Raw genomic sequence first — 17315 nt, forward strand, 5'->3', positions numbered from 1 at the left:
CCGCCCTGATGTGCCAGAATGTGCACGTCATTCCAGGATCGAGCGCAAAGTAGGGGTGCAGCGGTGGATCTGAACTTGTCGGCCATTACCCGGCCGGTCGAGTGGCTGATGGCCACCGCACAAAACGGCCTGGAGGTGCTGCGCTGGGGCGGCCTGGAGACCGGAGCGGTGCCGTCACCGTTCCAAATCGTCGAGAGCACCCCGATGTACAAGCTGCGGCGGTACTTTCCGCCGGACAGCCGACCGGGACAACCGCAGCCCGGCCCGCCCGTGCTGCTGGTGCACCCGATGATGATGTCGGCAAACATGTGGGACGTCACCCACGACGAGGGTGCGGTCGGCATTCTGCACGACGCCGGTGTGGACCCTTGGGTGATCGACTTCGGCTCACCCGACGAGATCGAAGGCGGCATGCGCCGCAATCTGGCCGACCACATCGTCGGCCTGAGCCAGGCCATCGACACCGTCGCCGAGACCACCGGACGTGACGTGCACCTGGCCGGCTACTCCCAGGGCGGCATGTTCGCCTATCAGACCGGGGCATACCGGCATTCGAAGAACATCGCCAGCATCATCGCGTTCGGTTCGCCGGTGGACACCCTGGCCGCGCTGCCGATGGGGCTGCCGCCCAATCTGGCCTCCGGTGTCGCCGGCTTCATGGCCGACCACGTCTTCAACCGGCTCGACATCTCGGGATGGCAGGCACGCCTGGGCTTCCAGATGATGGACCCGCTCAAGACGGCGAAGGCCCGGATGGACTTCCTGCGCCAGCTGCACGACCGCGAAGCCCTGCTGCCGCGCGAGGCGCAGCGCCGCTTCCTGGAGTCCGAGGGCTGGATCGCCTGGTCGGGTCCGGCGATCTCGGAGCTGCTCAAGCAGTTCATCGCCCACAACCGGATGATGACCGGTGGTTTCGCCATCAACGGACAGCTGGTCACGCTGACCGACATCACCTGCCCGGTACTGGCCTTCGTCGGTGAGGTCGATGACATCGGGCAGCCGGTTGCCGTGCGCGGGATCCGGCGTGCAGCTCCGGACGCCAAAGTCTTCGAATATCTGCTTCGGGCAGGCCACTTCGGCCTGGTGGTGGGTTCCAAGGCCGCCGAACTGACCTGGCCGACCGTGGCGCGCTGGGTGCTGTGGCAGTCCGGGATGGGCTCGCAGCCGCCGGGGGTGGCGTTGATGTCTGCGCAGCCGTCCGAAGGCGCCAAGCGCGGCGTGGCGATGACGTCGCGGATCGCGCACGGGTTGGGTGAGGCCTCCGAGGTTGCGCTGACGCTGGCGCGCGGCGCCGCGGATGCGATGGTGGCGGCGCAGAAGTCGGTGCGCACCATGGCCGTTGAGACCGCGCGCACCCTGCCCCGGCTGGCCCGGCTCGGACAGATCAACGATCACACCCGAATCTCGCTGGGCCGCATCATCGATGAGCAGGCGGCCGACTCACCCGACGGCGAGTTCCTGTTGTTCGACGGGCGAGTACACACCTACGAGGCGGTCAACAAGCGCATCGACAACGTCGTCCGCGGCCTGATCGAGGTCGGGGTGCGCCAAGGCGTCCACGTCGGTGTGCTGATGGCGACCCGGCCCAGCGCCCTGGTCGCGATCGCGGCGTTGTCCCGGCTGGGTGCGGTGGCCGTGCTGATGCCGACCGACGGCGACCTGCTGCCCGCGGCTCGCCTCGGCGGCATCTCCGACATCATCGTCGACCCGGAAACCCTGGAGCTGGTCGGCGAGGCCGCCCGTGAACTGGACTGCCAGGTGCTGGTGCTCGGCGGTGGTGAGGCCCGCGACCTGGACCTGCCCACCAACATCGACGTCGTCGACATGGAACGGATCGACCCGGACGCCGTCGAACTTCCCGGCTGGTACCGGCCGAACCCGGGATTCGCCCGCGACCTGGCGTTCGTGGCCTTCGGCAACGCCGCCGGCGAGCTGGTGGCCAAGCAGATCACCAACTTCCGCTGGGCGCTCTCGGCGTTCGGCACCGCGTCGACAGCGGCTCTGGGACCCAACGACACCGTCTACTGCCTCACGCCGCTGCACCACGAATCCGGGCTGTTGGTCAGCCTCGGCGGGGCCGTGGTCGGCGGGGCCCGCATCGCACTGTCGCGCGGCCTGAACCCGGACCGATTCGTCGCCGAGGTGCGCCAGTACGGCGTCAGCGTGGTGTCCTACACCTGGGCGATGCTCGGCGAGGTCATCGACGACCCGAACTTCGTGCTGCAGGGCAACCACCCGGTCCGGCTGTTCATCGGTTCCGGTATGCCCGTCGGCCTGTGGAACCGGGTGACCGAGGTGTTCGCGCCGGCCCACGTGGTCGAGTTCTTCGCCACCAAGGACGGTCAGGCCGTGCTGGCCAACGTCTCTGGCGCCAAGGTCGGCAGCAAGGGGCGTCCGCTGCCTGGCGCGGTGGATGTGGAACTGGCCGCCTACGACTGCGATCACGACCTGATCCTGGAAGACGACCGGGGCTTTGTGCGGGTCGCCGAGAACGACGAAGTCGGTGTGCTGCTGGCCAAGCCGCGCGGACCGATCGACCCGTCGGCTTCGGTCAAACGGGGGGTGTTCGCCCCGGCCGACACCTGGATCTCCACGGAGTTCCTCTTCCGTCGCGACGCCGACGGCGACTTCTGGCTGGTCGGCGGGCGCGCATCCAGCGTCCGCACCGACCGCGGGATCGCGTTCCCGGTGGTCATCACCGATGCCCTGGGCGCCGTCACCGGCGTCGACCTGGCGGTCACCTATCGGGTGCCGACCGAGGGGGCGGACCTGGTGGTGTCCGCGGTGACGGTGCAGCCGGGCGCCTCGGTGACCGCCGCCGACCTCAGCGAGGCGGTGGCCGCGCTTCCCTCCGGTGTCGGTCCCGATGTCATCCACCTGGTGCCCAACCTGTCGCTGAGCACGGTGTACCGCCCGGTGGTGGGTGCGCTGCGCGAGGCCGGGCTGCCCAAGGCCGGACGCAACGCCTGGTACTTCGATGCCACCACCCGGCAGTTCAAACGGTTGACCGCCGCGGTGCGCGCCGAACTGGCAGGTGGTCGCGCATGATCGACCAAGACCTGCTGGAAATCCTGGTCTGCCCGGCCGACCGTGGCCCGCTGCTGTTGGTGCAGCGTTCCGGTGCTGATGCGCTCTACAACCCGCGCATGCATCGGGCCTACCGCATCGACGACGACATTCCGGTGCTGCTGATCGACGAGGCCGAACCCGTCAGCGACGACGAGCACGCCGCGCTCATTGCCCAAGCGGGCCCGGCAGATCCCCCGTGAGATAACGCTGCAGGGTCGGGGCGATCATCGCCACCACATCCTGCGGCGGCAGTGAGGCGATCGGCTCCAGCCCGATGATGTAGCGGGCAACCACGACGCCCATCAATTGAGTGGCGGCGAACTCGGCGCGCAGGACGCCGGTTCCGGACGGTTCGTCGATTCGCGGGGCGAGTTCGGCGATCACGATGTCCCGGAAGAACGACCGAGCCAGTGGCACTTCGGTCCCGGTGAGCATGGAGCGTAACGCCGCGATCAGTCCGGTGCCGGCCTGCGAATCCCACAGCGGCAGCAGCAGTTCGGGCAGGGTGCGCCCGAGTTCCTCGACCGGTGTCTCGCGCAGCGGCCCCAGCACCGTCATCGGATCGATCGGCAGCTCGACCGCAGCGGCGAACAGCTGCTGTTTGGTGCCGTGGTAGTGGTGCACCAGGGCTGCATCGACGCCCGCCGCGGCGGCCACCGCCCGGATTGAGGTGTTCGCGAAACCATTGCGGGCAAACAGGTCTCGTGCCGCAACCAGGATCTTGTCCCGGTTGTCGGAGGCGCCCGACGGGCGGCCCGGCTTGCGGCTGTTTGATGCGGTGGCCACTACGGCGTCCTTCGCCGCAGCGTGACCGCGGCCAGTCCCAGGGCCGCGACCGCGAACGCCAGCACGATGACGATGTCGCGCACCGCGACACCGGTCAGTTCCGGGTGGGTGCCCACCTGCTGCAGCGCTTCGAGGGCGTAGCTGGCCGGCATCGCGTTGCTCACCCACTGGAGCCACTCGGGCATCGCCGCGCGCGGCACGATGATTCCGGCCAGCAACAGCTGCGGCACCATCACCAGCGGAATGAACTGCACGGCCTGAAATTCGGTGCGGGCGAACGCGCTGCACAGCAACCCCAGACCGACACCGAGCATCGCGTTGATGATCGCGATCCCGAACACCCAGGCCGGGCTGCCCACGGTGTGGAAATCCAGCAGCCAGAACGCGACAACACACGCCAGGCTCGCCTGGGCGGCCGCTGCGATCGAGAACGCCGTCCCGTAGGCGGCGAGCAGGTCGACCCGGCGCAGTGGGGTGGTCAAGATGCGCTCCAGGGTGCCCGACGCGCGTTCGCGCTGCATGGTGATCGCGGTGATGACGAACATCAGAAACAGCGGGAACAGGCCCAGCAGGACCAGGCAGGCCGACTGGAAAGGCGAGCTGAACGGCGACGGGGCGCCCGGCGGGCGCACTGCGCCCGAGAACATGAAGTACATCAGCGTGATGACCAGGCTGGGCACAGCCAGGATCATCGCGACACTGCGGTGATCACCGCCGAGCTGGCGCAGGATCCGCGCAGTGGTGGCCACGAAGGGCCGCAGCGCCAGGATTCCGGTCAGCCGGCTCGGGGCGCGGTGGTGCGCCGGATGATGGACAGGAACGCTTCCTCCATCGACGAACATCCGGTCTCCTCTCGCAGTCGTCTCGGGGTGGTGCGCGCCAGCAGCCAGCCTTCGCGCATCAGCAGCAGGTCGCCGCAGTGGTCCGCCTCGTCCATCACATGACTGGACACCAGCAACGTGGTGCCGCGCCGCGCCAACGCCGAGAACTGTTGCCAGAGTTCGGCGCGCAGCACCGGGTCCAGGCCGATCGTCGGCTCGTCGAGCACCAGCAGGTCCGGCCGGCCGACCAGGGCGCAGGCCAGCGAGACCCGGGCGCGCTGACCGCCGGACAGGTTGGCGCAGTAGTCGCCGCGGTGCTTCTGCAGGTCCACCGCATCGATCGCGTCGTCTGCGTCGTGGGTCTCGACCCCGGCGAGTGCGGCGAAGTACCGCACGTTGTCGATCACCCGCAGGTCGTCGTAGATGGTGGCCTGCTGCGGCATGTAGCCGACCCGGTGGCGTAGCACGGGGGAGCCGGCCGGGCTGCCCAGCACCTCGACTCGGCCGTCGGTGATCAGTTGAGTGCCCACGATGCAGCGCATCAGGGTGGTCTTTCCGCAGCCAGACGGCCCGAGCAGGCCGGTGATGGTGCCCGGGGCGATCTGCACCGAGAGGTCGTGCACTACCGGCCGCTTGCCGCGCACCACCCGCAGGTGATCGATCGTCACGGCCGGGCCCGACCCCGAGAATTCATCACGCGATGAAATCATCATACGTTGAATAATCTGCCCGGCGCGACGCCCTGTCAAGGGCGATGGGGTCTCAAGGCAGAATCTCCCAGCGTGAGTGTTGCCCGGCTTGCCGTGGATCCGCTCGCGGCTGCCCAGCGGTTGCTCGGCGCCACCCTCACCTGCCGCGGCGTTGGCGCGACCATCGTCGAAGTGGAGGCCTACGGCGGGGTGCCGAACGGTCCCTGGCCGGACCCGGCGGCGCATTCCTACCGCGGCCCCACCCCGCGTAACGCTGTGATGTTCGGCCCGCCCGGGCACCTGTACACCTATCGCAGCTATGGCATGCACATCTGCGCCAACGTGGTCTGCGGCCCGGATGGGACGGCCGCGGCGGTGCTGCTCCGGGCGGCGGTTATCGACGAGGGGGAGTCGCTGGTGCGGGCCCGTCGCGGTGACGCGGTGCCGGAGGTGGCATTGGCCCGCGGCCCGGGAAATCTCTGCTCTGCTTTGGGAATCACCATGGACGACAACGGAATTGACTTGTTCGACCCGAACAGCCCGGTGCGGCTGCAGCTCGGCGGGCCGATGCCGGCGCAGGCCGGACCGCGAGTGGGCGTCAGTCAGGCAGCCGACCGGCCGTGGCGACTGTGGGCGCCCGGGATACCCGAGGTTTCGGCGTACCGACGCAGCCCACGGGCACCGGCGCCGGGCGCCTCGGACTGATCCGGGAAAATCAACCCATGCCGACGACGATTCTCGACGAGCTGACCTGGCGCGGGCTGATCGCCCAGTCCACTGACCTGGACGCCCTGACCGCCGATGTGACGGGCGGGCCGATCACGGTCTATGCCGGATTCGACCCGACCGCGCCCAGCCTGCACGCCGGAAACCTGGTGCCGCTGCTGGCGTTGCGCCGATTCCAGCGGGCTGGACACCGGCCCATCGTGTTGGCCGGCGGTGCCACCGGACTCATCGGGGACCCTCGAGACAGTGGTGAGCGGACCTTGAACACCGCCGACACCGTGGCCGAGTGGTCCGAGCGGATTCGCGGGCAGCTGGAGCGCTTCGTCGACTTCGACGACGGCCCGACCGGTGCCGTGGTGGTGAACAACCTGGACTGGACCGCCCCGCTGTCGGCGGTGGAATTCCTGCGTGACGTGGGCAAACACTTCTCGGTCAACGTGATGCTCGACCGCGACACCATCCGGCGCCGCCTCGATGAGGGCATTTCCTACACCGAGTTCAGCTACATGCTCCTACAGGCCAACGACTACGTGCAGCTGCGTCAGCGGTACGGCTGTTCGCTGCAGATCGGCGGCTCCGATCAGTGGGGCAACATCATCGCCGGGGTCCGGCTGGTGCGCCAGAAGCTGGGGGAGACCGTGCACGCGTTGACGGTGCCGTTGGTCACCGCCGCCGACGGCACCAAGTTCGGCAAGTCCACCGGTGGCGGCAGCCTGTGGCTGGATCCGGAGATGACCAGCCCGTACGCCTGGTACCAGTACTTTTTCAACACCGCGGATGCCGACGTGATCCGCTACCTGCGCTGGTTCACGTTCTTGTCGGCCGAGGAGCTGGCCGGCCTGGAGGAAGCGACCGCCGAGCGCCCGCACGAGCGGGCCGCCCAACGAACCTTGGCCCGGGAGTTCACCACGCTGGTGCACGGGGAGGCCGCGACCGAGGCGGTGGAGTTAGCCAGCCAGGCATTGTTCGGCCGGGGCGAGCTGACCCGATTGGACGAATCCACCCTGACCGCGGCCCTGCAGGAGACTTCGGTCGCGCAGTTGGCGCCCGGAACCGCGGACAGCATTGTCGACCTTTTGGTCGCGACCGGTCTGTCGGCAAGTCGGGGCGCGGCCCGGCGCACTATCGGCGAGGGCGGCGTCTCGGTGAACAACGTCCGCGTGGACAGCGAGGAATGGACGCCGCAGCCCGAGAATTTCTTGCATGGCCGCTGGTTGGTGCTACGCCGAGGAAAGCGCAACGTGGCAGGTATCGAAAGGGTCTAGTGCGGGCGCCTTGGACTGGACGCCAACACAGGTTGATCTTGAAAAACTGTCCTGACCAGCGGATTTGACTCTAAGATTCCCCTCGCGTAACTTAATCCACGTCGCAGGGAGCGCCGGAAACGGAAGCCCCGGAGACGCCCCGGAGAGATTCGAGAGAATCGCGAAGGATTCTGACTGTCCGCAAGGCCTGCAAGCGGTTAAACACCGCGGGTAGACTGCGCTCTCAGTCGGGCGTGTTGTTTGAGAACTCAATAGTGTGTTTGGTGAAATTTTTTGTTGTTGTTTTTGCCATGCCTTCGGCGCCCCGTGTTGGGGGTGTGGCGTATTTTTTGATGTCAGTTTTTGACTGATGTTTTGGGATTGTTTCCAAATGGTTTTTGTTTGGAGAGTTTGATCCTGGCTCAGGACGAACGCTGGCGGCGTGCTTAACACATGCAAGTCGAACGGAAAGGCCCCTTCGGGGGTACTCGAGTGGCGAACGGGTGAGTAACACGTGGGTGATCTGCCCTGCACTTTGGGATAAGCCTGGGAAACTGGGTCTAATACCGAATAGGACCACGCGCTTCATGGTGTGTGGTGGAAAGCTTTTGCGGTGTGGGATGGGCCCGCGGCCTATCAGCTTGTTGGTGGGGTAATGGCCTACCAAGGCGACGACGGGTAGCCGGCCTGAGAGGGTGTCCGGCCACACTGGGACTGAGATACGGCCCAGACTCCTACGGGAGGCAGCAGTGGGGAATATTGCACAATGGGCGCAAGCCTGATGCAGCGACGCCGCGTGGGGGATGACGGCCTTCGGGTTGTAAACCTCTTTCAGTATCGGCGAAGCTCCAGGATTTTTCTTGGGGTGACGGTAGGTACAGAAGAAGCACCGGCCAACTACGTGCCAGCAGCCGCGGTAATACGTAGGGTGCGAGCGTTGTCCGGAATTACTGGGCGTAAAGAGCTCGTAGGTGGTTTGTCACGTTGTCCGTGAAAACTCACAGCTTAACTGTGGGCGTGCGGGCGATACGGGCAGACTGGAGTACTGTAGGGGAGACTGGAATTCCTGGTGTAGCGGTGGAATGCGCAGATATCAGGAGGAACACCGGTGGCGAAGGCGGGTCTCTGGGCAGTAACTGACGCTGAGGAGCGAAAGCGTGGGGAGCGAACAGGATTAGATACCCTGGTAGTCCACGCCGTAAACGGTGGGTACTAGGTGTGGGTTTCCTTCCTTTAGGGATCCGTGCCGTAGCTAACGCATTAAGTACCCCGCCTGGGGAGTACGGCCGCAAGGCTAAAACTCAAAGGAATTGACGGGGGCCCGCACAAGCGGCGGAGCATGTGGATTAATTCGATGCAACGCGAAGAACCTTACCTGGGTTTGACATGCACAGGACGCCGGTAGAGATATCGGTTCCCTTGTGGCCTGTGTGCAGGTGGTGCATGGCTGTCGTCAGCTCGTGTCGTGAGATGTTGGGTTAAGTCCCGCAACGAGCGCAACCCTTGTCTCATGTTGCCAGCACGTAATGGTGGGGACTCGTGAGAGACTGCCGGGGTCAACTCGGAGGAAGGTGGGGATGACGTCAAGTCATCATGCCCCTTATGTCCAGGGCTTCACACATGCTACAATGGCCGGTACAAAGGGCTGCGATCCCGTGAGGGTTAGCGAATCCTTTAAAGCCGGTCTCAGTTCGGATTGGGGTCTGCAACTCGACCCCATGAAGTCGGAGTCGCTAGTAATCGCAGATCAGCAACGCTGCGGTGAATACGTTCCCGGGCCTTGTACACACCGCCCGTCACGTCATGAAAGTCGGTAACACCCGAAGCCGGTGGCCTAACCCTTGTGGAGGGAGCCGTCGAAGGTGGGATCGGCGATTGGGACGAAGTCGTAACAAGGTAGCCGTACCGGAAGGTGCGGCTGGATCACCTCCTTTCTAAGGAGCACCATTTTCCCCCGTCCCCGCAACAGTGCGGGATGTGATGGTTGGGATATTTTTCGCCGGCGCCTGTAGTGGGTTGTCGGTGGTGCAGATTGTTTTGAAACAACAACAGCTTTGATCATCAACCGGCACGATCTCTTCGGGGGTGGTGTTGGCCGGCTTTGGCTGGGCACACTGTTGGGTCCTGAGGCAACAGGCCTGTTTTCGCCCCTTTTGGGGGGTGGGTGTGTTGTCGCTCCATCTTGGTGGTGGGGTGTGGTGTTTGTTTTGTGGATAGTGGTTGCGAGCATCTAGCAAGCAAGGCTTGTGTCTTGTTTGTTTTTGCAATTTTTGTTTCTTGGTTTTTGTGATTTGTAAGTGTTTAAGGGCGCATGGTGGATGCCTTGGCATCGAGAGCCGATGAAGGACGTAGGAGGCTGCGATATGCCTCGGGGAGCTGCCAACCGAGCGTGGATCCGAGGATGTCCGAATGGGGAAACCCGGCACGAGTGATGTCGTGTCACCAACTGGTGAATGTATAGCCAGTGGGGAGGTAACGCGGGGAAGTGAAACATCTCAGTACCCGTAGGAAGAGAAAACAAAATGTGATTCCGTGAGTAGTGGCGAGCGAAAGCGGAGGATGGCTAAACCGTATGCATGTGATACCGGGTAGGGGTTGTGTGTGCGGGGTTGTGGGAGCGTCATGTCTGGGTCTACTCACCTGGAGGACAGTAAAAAAGTGTTGTGGTTAGCGGAAGTGGCTTGGGATGGCCTGCCGTAGACGGTGAGAGCCCGGTACGTGAAAACCCGATACCTGTCTTGTGACGATTTCCCGAGTAGCAGCGGGCCCGTGGAATCTGCTGTGAATCTGCCGGGACCACCCGGTAAGCCTGAATACTACTCGATGACCGATAGCGGATTAGTACCGTGAGGGAATGGTGAAAAGTACCCCGGGAGGGGAGTGAAATAGTACCTGAAACCATGTGCCTACAATCCGTCAGAGCCCTCTCTTTGAGTGGGGTGATGGCGTGCCTTTTGAAGAATGAGCCTGCGAGTCACCGGCACGTCGCGAGGTTAACCCGTGTGGGGTAGCCGCAGCGAAAGCGAGTCTGAATAGGGCGTATCACATCCGTTGGGGTGTGTGTAGTGGCGTGTTGTGGACCCGAAGCGGAGTGATCTACCCATGGCCAGGGTGAAGCGCGGGTAAGACCGCGTGGAGGCCCGAACCCACTTAGGTTGAAGACTGAGGGGATGAGTTGTGGGTAGGGGTGAAAGGCCAATCAAACTCCGTGATAGCTGGTTCTCCCCGAAATGCATTTAGGTGCAGCGTTGCGTGTTTCTCACTGGAGGTAGAGCTACTGGATGGCCGATGGGCCCTACTAGGTTACTGACGTCAGCCAAACTCCGAATGCCGGTGAGTATAAGCGTGGCAGTGAGACGGCGGGGGATAAGCTCCGTGCGTCGAGAGGGAAACAGCCCAGATCGCCGGCTAAGGCCCCAAAGCGTGTGCTAAGTGGAAAAGGATGTGCAGTCGCTTAGACAACCAGGAGGTTGGCTTAGAAGCAGCCACCCTTGAAAGAGTGCGTAATAGCTCACTGGTCAAGTGATTGTGCGCCGATAATGTAGCGGGGCTCAAGCACACCGCCGAAGCCGCGGCAATACGTAAGTATTGGGTAGGGGAGCGTCCTGCATCCGGTGAAGCCACAGAGTGATCTAGTGGTGGAGGGTGTGGGAGTGAGAATGCAGGCATGAGTAGCGATGAGGCAAGTGAGAACCTTGCCCGCCGAAAGACCAAGGGTTCCTGGGCCAGGCCAGTCCTCCCAGGGTGAGTCGGGACCTAAGGCGAGGCCGACAGGCGTAGTCGATGGACAACGGGTTGATATTCCCGTACCCGTGTGTGCGCGCCCATGATGAATCAGTGGTACTAACCACCCAAAAGGTGGTCGATTAATCCCTTCGGGGAGAGACGACTGCTGGCTGCGTGGGACCTTCGCTGGTAGTAGTCAAGCGATGGGGTGACGCAGGAAGGTAGCCGTACCAGTCAGTGGTAATACTGGGGCAAGCCCGTAGGACGTCAGATAGGCAAATCCGTCTGGCATGTAGTCCGAGAGGTGATGCATAGCCAATTGTGGCGAATTCGGTGATCCTATGCTGCCGAGAAAAGCCTCTAGCGAGCTCACACACGGCCCGTACCCCAAACCAACACAGGTGGTCAGGTAGAGAATACCAAGGCGTACGAGTTAACTATGGTTAAGGAACTCGGCAAAATACCCCCGTAACTTCGGGAGAAGGGGGACCCTCATACCGTCATGGCCTTCGCGGCCGGCAGCGGGAGGGGGTCGCAGAAACCAGTGAGAAGCGACTGTTTACTAAAAACACAGGTCCGTGCGAAGTCGCAAGACGATGTATACGGACTGACGCCTGCCCGGTGCTGGAAGGTTAAGAGGACCGGTTAACCCTTCGGGGTGAAGCTGAGAATTTAAGCCCCAGTAAACGGCGGTGGTAACTATAACCATCCTAAGGTAGCGAAATTCCTTGTCGGGTAAGTTCCGACCTGCACGAATGGCGTAACGACTTCTCAACTGTCTCAACCATAGACTCGGCGAAATTGCATTACGAGTAAAGATGCTCGTTACGCGCGGCAGGACGAAAAGACCCCGGGACCTTCACTATAGCTTGGTATTGATGTTCGATGCGGTTTGTGTAGGATAGGTGGGAGACTGTGAAACTCGCACGCCAGTGTGGGTGGAGTCGTTGTTGAAATACCACTCTGATCGTATTGGACCTCTAACTTCGAACCATGAAGCTGGTTCAGGGACAGTGCCTGGTGGGTAGTTTAACTGGGGCGGTTGCCTCCTAAAATGTAACGGAGGCGCCCAAAGGTTCCCTCAACCTGGACGGCAATCAGGTGTTGAGTGTAAGTGCACAAGGGAGCTTGACTGTAAGACTGACACGTCAAACAGGGACGAAAGTCGGGACTAGTGATCCGGCACCCCCGAGTGGAAGGGGTGTCGCTCAACGGATAAAAGGTACCCCGGGGATAACAGGCTGATCTTCCCCAAGAGTCCATATCGACGGGATGGTTTGGCACCTCGATGTCGGCTCGTCGCATCCTGGGGCTGGAGCAGGTCCCAAGGGTTGGGCTGTTCGCCCATTAAAGCGGCACGCGAGCTGGGTTTAGAACGTCGTGAGACAGTTCGGTCTCTATCCGCCGCGCGCGTCAGAATCTTGAGGAAACCTGTCCCTAGTACGAGAGGACCGGGACGGACGAACCTCTGGTGTACCAGTTGTTCCACCAGGAGCACGGCTGGATGGCTACGTTCGGACAGGATAACCGCTGAAAGCATCTAAGCGGGAAACCTACTCCAAGACCAGGATTCTCACCCTTTTAGAGGGATAAGGCCCCCCGCAGACCACGGGATTGATAGACCAGACCTGGAAGCACCGCAAGGTGTGCAGGGAACTGGCACTAACCGGCCGAAAACTTACAACACAAAGAAACAACAGTGTTGCCCGCAACCACACCACAAAATACTTAAAGACCCACACCCCACCACCAAACACAAACTTGGTGACACAGGTGAACCACCCCCACACCGGGAACCGGTTCACCACACAGGAAAAGAAAATAGAGTTACGGCGGAAATAGCGACAGGGAAACGCCCGGTCCCATCCCGAACCCGGAAGCTAAGCCTGTCAGCGCCGATGATACTGCCCACACGGGTGGAAAAGTAGGACACCGCCGAACACAACATTAAGACCTGTGCCCCCCAAGAAATTGGGGGGCACAGGCATTTCCCGCATGTCCCATTTTCCTGCGCGAACAGATCGCGTGAATGCGACCGTGTCAAGAGGTCGGCGATCCCCGCCGTATCCTTTTCGGTAGCACTGTTACGACCGGAGGGCACGAGGTGGCCGAACACGGCAATGGCGGCGACGGGCCGCGAGGCGGCAGGGGCGCCGGCGACGCCGGGCGACGTGGCCGGCCCGGGCAATCCGGTGGTCGACCGGGGCAGTCGGGAGGTCGGCCCGGGCAGTCCGGTGGCCGTCCTGGACAGTCCGGGAATGGCTCGTACCGGGGTTCCGGCCTTCAGCGTCGGACGCCCTATGGTGCGGGATCAGACCGCGATCGTCGTTCCCAGCCGCCGCGTGACCGCGATGGCGGCCCGCGGCCCTCGTGGGATCGCGACAGCAGCCCGCGCCCGCCGCGGGATCGCGATGGCAGTCCGCGTCCGCCGCGGGATCGCGATGGCAGTCCGCGTCCGCCTCGCGATCGCGACGGCAGCCCTCGTCCCCACCGTGACCGCGATGGAGCCTCCCGGCCGCCGCGCGACTTCGACCGTTCCTCGCGGCCGCGGCGGGACTTCGACAACACGTCGCGACCGCCACGCCCGTCCGGTGAGGAATCGTCGCAGCGCTACGACGATCCGCCGCTGCCCGAAGGCATCGAGCCCAACCAGCTGGCTCCGGAAGTGCGCCGGGAACTGAGCACGCTCAACCGCGTCACCGCCGACGCGGTGGCCTGCCACCTGGTCGCCGCCGGCATGTTGCTCGACGACAATCCGGAAGCCGCGCTGCTCCACGCCAAGGCGGCCCGGTCCCGGTCAACGCGAATCACCGCGGTCCGCGAGGCCGTCGGGATCGCCGCCTATCAGTGCGGAGACTGGTCGCAGGCGTTGGGCGAGCTGCGGGCGGCACGGCGGATGGGCAGTAAGTCCGCTCTGCTTCCACTGATTGCCGACTGCGAACGCGGCCTGGGCCGGGCCCAGCGGGCGATCGAGTTGGCCACCGGCCCGGATGCCGAACTGCTCGAGGGTGACGAGGCCGACGAGATGCGGATCGTCGCCGCCGGTGCTCGCGCCGACCTGGGGCAGTTGGAGCAGGCACTGACGGTGCTCTCCTCGGCGCCGACGGACCCCGACCGGACCGGATCGACCGTGGCCCGGCTGCACTACGCGCACGGCGAGACGCTGGTAGCACTCGGGCGCGAAGGTGAGGCGCTGGAGTGGTTCCTGCGCGCCGCGGCCGCCGACACCGAAGGCGTCACCGACGTCGAAGACCGCATCGCCGAACTCGGCGGCGGCGCGACGCTGGCCGAGGAATACGACTGCCTGCTGCTGGATCTGGACGGCACGGTGTTCCGCGGTGGCGAACCCACCGACGGCGCTGTCGAGACCCTGGCCGAACTGCAGAGCCGAAAGCTGTTCATCACCAACAATTCGTCCCGCGGAGCGGACGAGGTTGCGGCACATCTGAACCAGCTGGGCTTTACCGCCACAGCCGAGGATGTCGCCACCAGCGGCCAGATCGCCGCGGGCCTGCTGGCCGGGCAACTGCCCGCCGGAGCGCGGGTGCTGGTGCTGGGCGCTGAGTCGCTGGCGGCCGAGATCGGCGCCGTCGGCTTGGAACCGGTACGGCTGGCCACCGATGAACCGGCCGCCGTCATCCAGGGCTTGTCCACCGAGCTCGGCTGGGCCGACCTGGCCGAGGCGGCACTGGCGATCCGCGCCGGGGCGCTGTGGATGACCACCAACGTCGACAAGACGCTGCCGTCGGAGCGGGGTCTGTTGCCCGGCAACGGTTCGATGGTGGCGGCGCTGCGTGCCGCGACCGACGCCGAGCCGCAGGTCGCCGGCAAGCCGGGCCCGGCGCTGCTGACCGCTGCGCTCACCCGCGGCGAGTTCTACGCCCCCCTGGTGGTCGGCGACCGGCTCGACACCGACATCGCCGCGGCCAACGCCGCCGCGCTGCCCAGCCTGATGGTGCTCACCGGAGTGAACTCCGCCCGCGACGCCGTCGGCGCGGTCGCCGAGCATCGGCCGACCTACCTCGGCCATGACCTACGGGCGCTGAACGTCGGCGCCGGCCGGCTGGCGATTGTCTCGCAGCCGCACTGGAACGTACAGGTAGACGGCACCACGGTGACCGTCGCCGCCGGGCAACCCGAGGAAGACGGTGACGGCCTGTCGATCGTCCGCGCGCTCGCTTCGGCGGTGTGGGACGCCGAGTTGGCCGGGCGCCCGTTCACCGTCGCGGCCGCCGATGACACCGCGGACGCGGCGCTGCAGCAGTGGTCCCTGCTCGGCACGTGGCCTTAAGCGGCCCCAACCGGCATGCACTAGCGTGAGTGGCACCCATGAACAGTGAGATTGAGGACGTCCGAGCACGCATTGCGGCAGTGCTGGCCGAGTTGCCCGGCGAAGCCGAGCTGGCCGACCTGCCGGCGCACAGCGATCTCAACGCCTTGGCGCAGCGGCTCGAAGAGGCCCACCAGGTGTTGGTGCGGGCGCTGGAGTCGGTAGAGAAGGGCTGAGTCAGGCATGTCGCGGCGTGCTCGGGTCGACGCGGAACTGGTCCGGCGCGGATTGGCGCGGTCTCGTCAGCAGGCCGCCGAATTGATCGATGCCGGCAAAGTCACCATCGACGGCATCCCGGCGGTCAAGGCCGCCACCGCCGTGGCGGTGACCGCGGCGCTGGCCGTGGTGGACGACGGTGAACGCAGCTGGGTGTCGCGCGGGGCGCACAAGCTGATCGGCGCCCTGGACACGTTCGGGATCGCGGTTGCCGACCGGCAGTGCCTGGACGCCGGCGCCTCGACCGGCGGATTCACCGAAGTGCTGCTGGACCGGGGTGCGGCCCGGGTGGTGGCCGTCGACGTCGGCTACGGGCAGTTGGCGTGGTCGCTGCGCACCGACCCGCGGGTGGTGGTCATCGAACGCACCAACGTCCGCGGTCTGACGGTCGACACCATTGGCGGGCCCGCGGAGCTGATCGTCGCGGACCTGTCGTTCATCTCGCTGGCCACGGTGTTGCCTGCGCTGGCTGGCTGTGCGTCACCGGACGCCGATATCGTGCCAATGGTGAAGCCGCAGTTCGAAGTCGGACGACAACAGGTGGGGTCTGGCGGTGTGGTGTCCGACCCGGTCCTGCGGGCCGACGCGGTCACATCGGTGGCGCACCGCGCCCAAGAACTGGGGTGGGGCACCGTCGCCGTCACCGCCAGTCCGTTGCCGGGACCGTCCGGCAACGTCGAATACTTTCTGCATCTGCGCGCCAGTGCTGCGCCGCTGACCGGTGACGCGTTGCGCGCCGCCGTGGAAGATGCCGTCGCGAAGGGTCCGCAATGACCAGTGGAGATCATCAACGCACCGTGCTGCTGGTGGTACACAGCGGTCGCGAAGAGGCCACCGACACCGCCCGCCGCGTGGAGAAGGTGCTCGACGAACACGGCATCGCGCTGCGCGTGCTGACCGCCGAAGCCGTCGACAAGGGTGCGCTGCACGCCGGCGCTGACGACGGTCGCGAAATCGGTGTCGCGATCGACCTGGTGGACCCGGACAACGGGGCGGCCGAGGGCTGCGAACTGGTGCTGGTTCTCGGCGGTGACGGGACATTCCTGCGCGCCGCGGAACTGGCGCGCAGCGCCGACATCCCGGTACTGGGCGTCAATCTGGGCCGGATCGGGTTTCTGGCCGAGGCCGAAGCCGACACCATCGACCAGGTCCTGGACAAGATCATCGCCCGCGACTACCGGGTGGAAGACCGGATGACTCTCGACGTCGTGGTCCGCGCCGACGGCGAGATCATCGACAGCGGTTGGGCGCTCAACGAGGCCAGCATGGAGAAGGGCCCCCGGCTGGGTGTGCTGGGTGTCGTCGTCGAGGTGGACGGCCGGCCGGTGTCGACGTTCGGCTGCGACGGAGTGCTGGTGTCGACCCCGACCGGATCCACCGCCTACGCGTTCTCCGCCGGGGGACCGGTGCTCTGGCCTGATCTGGACGCCATCCTGGTGGTGCCCAACAACGCTCACGCGCTATTCGCCCGGCCCATGGTGACCAGCCCCGAATCGATCATCGCGATCGAGGTCGAAAGCGACGGCCACAACGCGCTGGTGTTCTGCGACGGTCGCCGCAAGATGCTGGTGCCCGCCGGCGGGCGCCTGGAGGTGCAACGCGGCGTCAGCCCGGTGAAGTGGGCGCGGCTGGGCCGCTCGCCGTTCACCGATCGGTTGGTGCGCAAATTCCGGCTGCCGGTCACCGGCTGGCGCGGACAATGACGACG

11 protein-coding genes, 3 rRNA genes and 1 pseudogene are annotated in these 17315 nt (G+C 64.9%); 12 read left to right on the forward strand and 3 right to left on the reverse strand.

Features of this window, described 5'->3' with window-relative positions; all coding sequences use genetic code 11:
- The first annotated feature begins 18 nt into the window (after positions 1-18).
- A complete protein-coding gene (locus RCP37_RS09485) occupies positions 19-3048 on the forward strand; it encodes an acyl-CoA synthetase (protein WP_308486609.1) in 3030 nt (1009 codons plus the stop codon).
- Entirely contained in the window at positions 3045-3269 is a 225-nt protein-coding gene (locus RCP37_RS09490; RefSeq protein ID WP_308486610.1) for a Trm112 family protein, read from the forward strand. The genes RCP37_RS09485 and RCP37_RS09490 overlap by 4 nt, the downstream gene beginning before the upstream one ends.
- Here RCP37_RS09490 and RCP37_RS09495 read toward each other — a convergent pair.
- Genes RCP37_RS09495 through RCP37_RS09505 form a run of 3 tightly spaced genes read right to left on the reverse strand, consistent with a single transcriptional unit; the run spans position 3235 to position 5389 of the window.
- Positions 3235-3855 (reverse strand): TetR/AcrR family transcriptional regulator, encoded by a 621-nt coding sequence (locus tag RCP37_RS09495; RefSeq protein ID WP_308486611.1) that lies wholly within the window; start codon positions 3853-3855, stop codon positions 3235-3237. The genes RCP37_RS09490 and RCP37_RS09495 overlap by 35 nt on opposite strands.
- The gene (locus RCP37_RS09500; RefSeq protein ID WP_308486612.1) at positions 3855-4697 is read right to left on the reverse strand and encodes an ABC transporter permease; all 843 of its coding nucleotides are present in this window, start codon (positions 4695-4697) and stop codon (positions 3855-3857) included. Before RCP37_RS09500 ends, RCP37_RS09495 begins: the two co-directional genes overlap by 1 nt.
- Positions 4631-5389 carry an ABC transporter ATP-binding protein gene (locus tag RCP37_RS09505; protein ID WP_308486613.1) on the reverse strand — a complete coding sequence of 253 codons (759 nt, stop codon included), beginning with the start codon at positions 5387-5389 and terminating at the stop codon, positions 4631-4633. Before RCP37_RS09505 ends, RCP37_RS09500 begins: the two co-directional genes overlap by 67 nt.
- Before the next feature lie 69 nt (positions 5390-5458).
- Between RCP37_RS09505 and RCP37_RS09510 the strand changes: the two genes are divergently transcribed.
- The 10 genes and pseudogenes from RCP37_RS09510 to RCP37_RS09555 all read left to right on the forward strand — a co-directional run bounded on the left by RCP37_RS09510 (position 5459) and on the right by RCP37_RS09555 (position 17310).
- Complete coding sequence (locus RCP37_RS09510) at positions 5459-6070, forward strand: DNA-3-methyladenine glycosylase (protein WP_308486614.1); 612 nt, start codon at positions 5459-5461, stop codon at positions 6068-6070.
- A gap of 17 nt (positions 6071-6087) precedes the next feature.
- The gene (gene tyrS / locus RCP37_RS09515; protein WP_308486615.1) at positions 6088-7356 is read left to right on the forward strand and encodes a tyrosine--tRNA ligase; all 1269 of its coding nucleotides are present in this window, start codon (positions 6088-6090) and stop codon (positions 7354-7356) included.
- Positions 7357-7734: 378 nt separating this feature from the next.
- Positions 7735-9269 (forward strand): 16S ribosomal RNA (locus RCP37_RS09520).
- 357 nt (positions 9270-9626) lie between these two features.
- A 23S ribosomal RNA gene (locus RCP37_RS09525) occupies positions 9627-12747 on the forward strand.
- Between the two features lie 142 nt (positions 12748-12889).
- Positions 12890-13002, forward strand: a 5S ribosomal RNA gene (gene rrf, locus RCP37_RS09530).
- The 16S, 23S and 5S rRNA genes sit together here, the layout of an rRNA operon.
- A 607-nt stretch (positions 13003-13609) precedes the next feature.
- Positions 13610-14332, forward strand: a pseudogene (locus RCP37_RS09535) (tetratricopeptide repeat protein); the annotation flags it as partial.
- Positions 14333-14368: 36 nt separating this feature from the next.
- The gene (locus RCP37_RS09540; protein WP_373693172.1) at positions 14369-15352 is read left to right on the forward strand and encodes an HAD-IIA family hydrolase; all 984 of its coding nucleotides are present in this window, start codon (positions 14369-14371) and stop codon (positions 15350-15352) included.
- 38 nt (positions 15353-15390) lie between these two features.
- Positions 15391-15567, forward strand: coding sequence for a hypothetical protein (locus RCP37_RS09545; RefSeq protein ID WP_165604596.1), 177 nt, complete (start codon positions 15391-15393; stop codon positions 15565-15567).
- 7 nt (positions 15568-15574) lie between these two features.
- Positions 15575-16381: a TlyA family RNA methyltransferase gene (locus RCP37_RS09550; protein WP_308486616.1), complete on the forward strand. Its 807-nt coding sequence runs from the start codon at positions 15575-15577 to the stop codon at positions 16379-16381.
- Positions 16378-17310, forward strand: coding sequence for an NAD kinase (locus tag RCP37_RS09555; RefSeq protein ID WP_308486617.1), 933 nt, complete (start codon positions 16378-16380; stop codon positions 17308-17310). Before RCP37_RS09550 ends, RCP37_RS09555 begins: the two co-directional genes overlap by 4 nt.
- Positions 17311-17315: the final 5 nt, after the last annotated feature.

Source organism: Mycolicibacter sp. MU0102, from assembly GCF_963378105.1.
Lineage (GTDB): Bacteria > Actinomycetota > Actinomycetes > Mycobacteriales > Mycobacteriaceae > Mycobacterium > Mycobacterium holstebronense.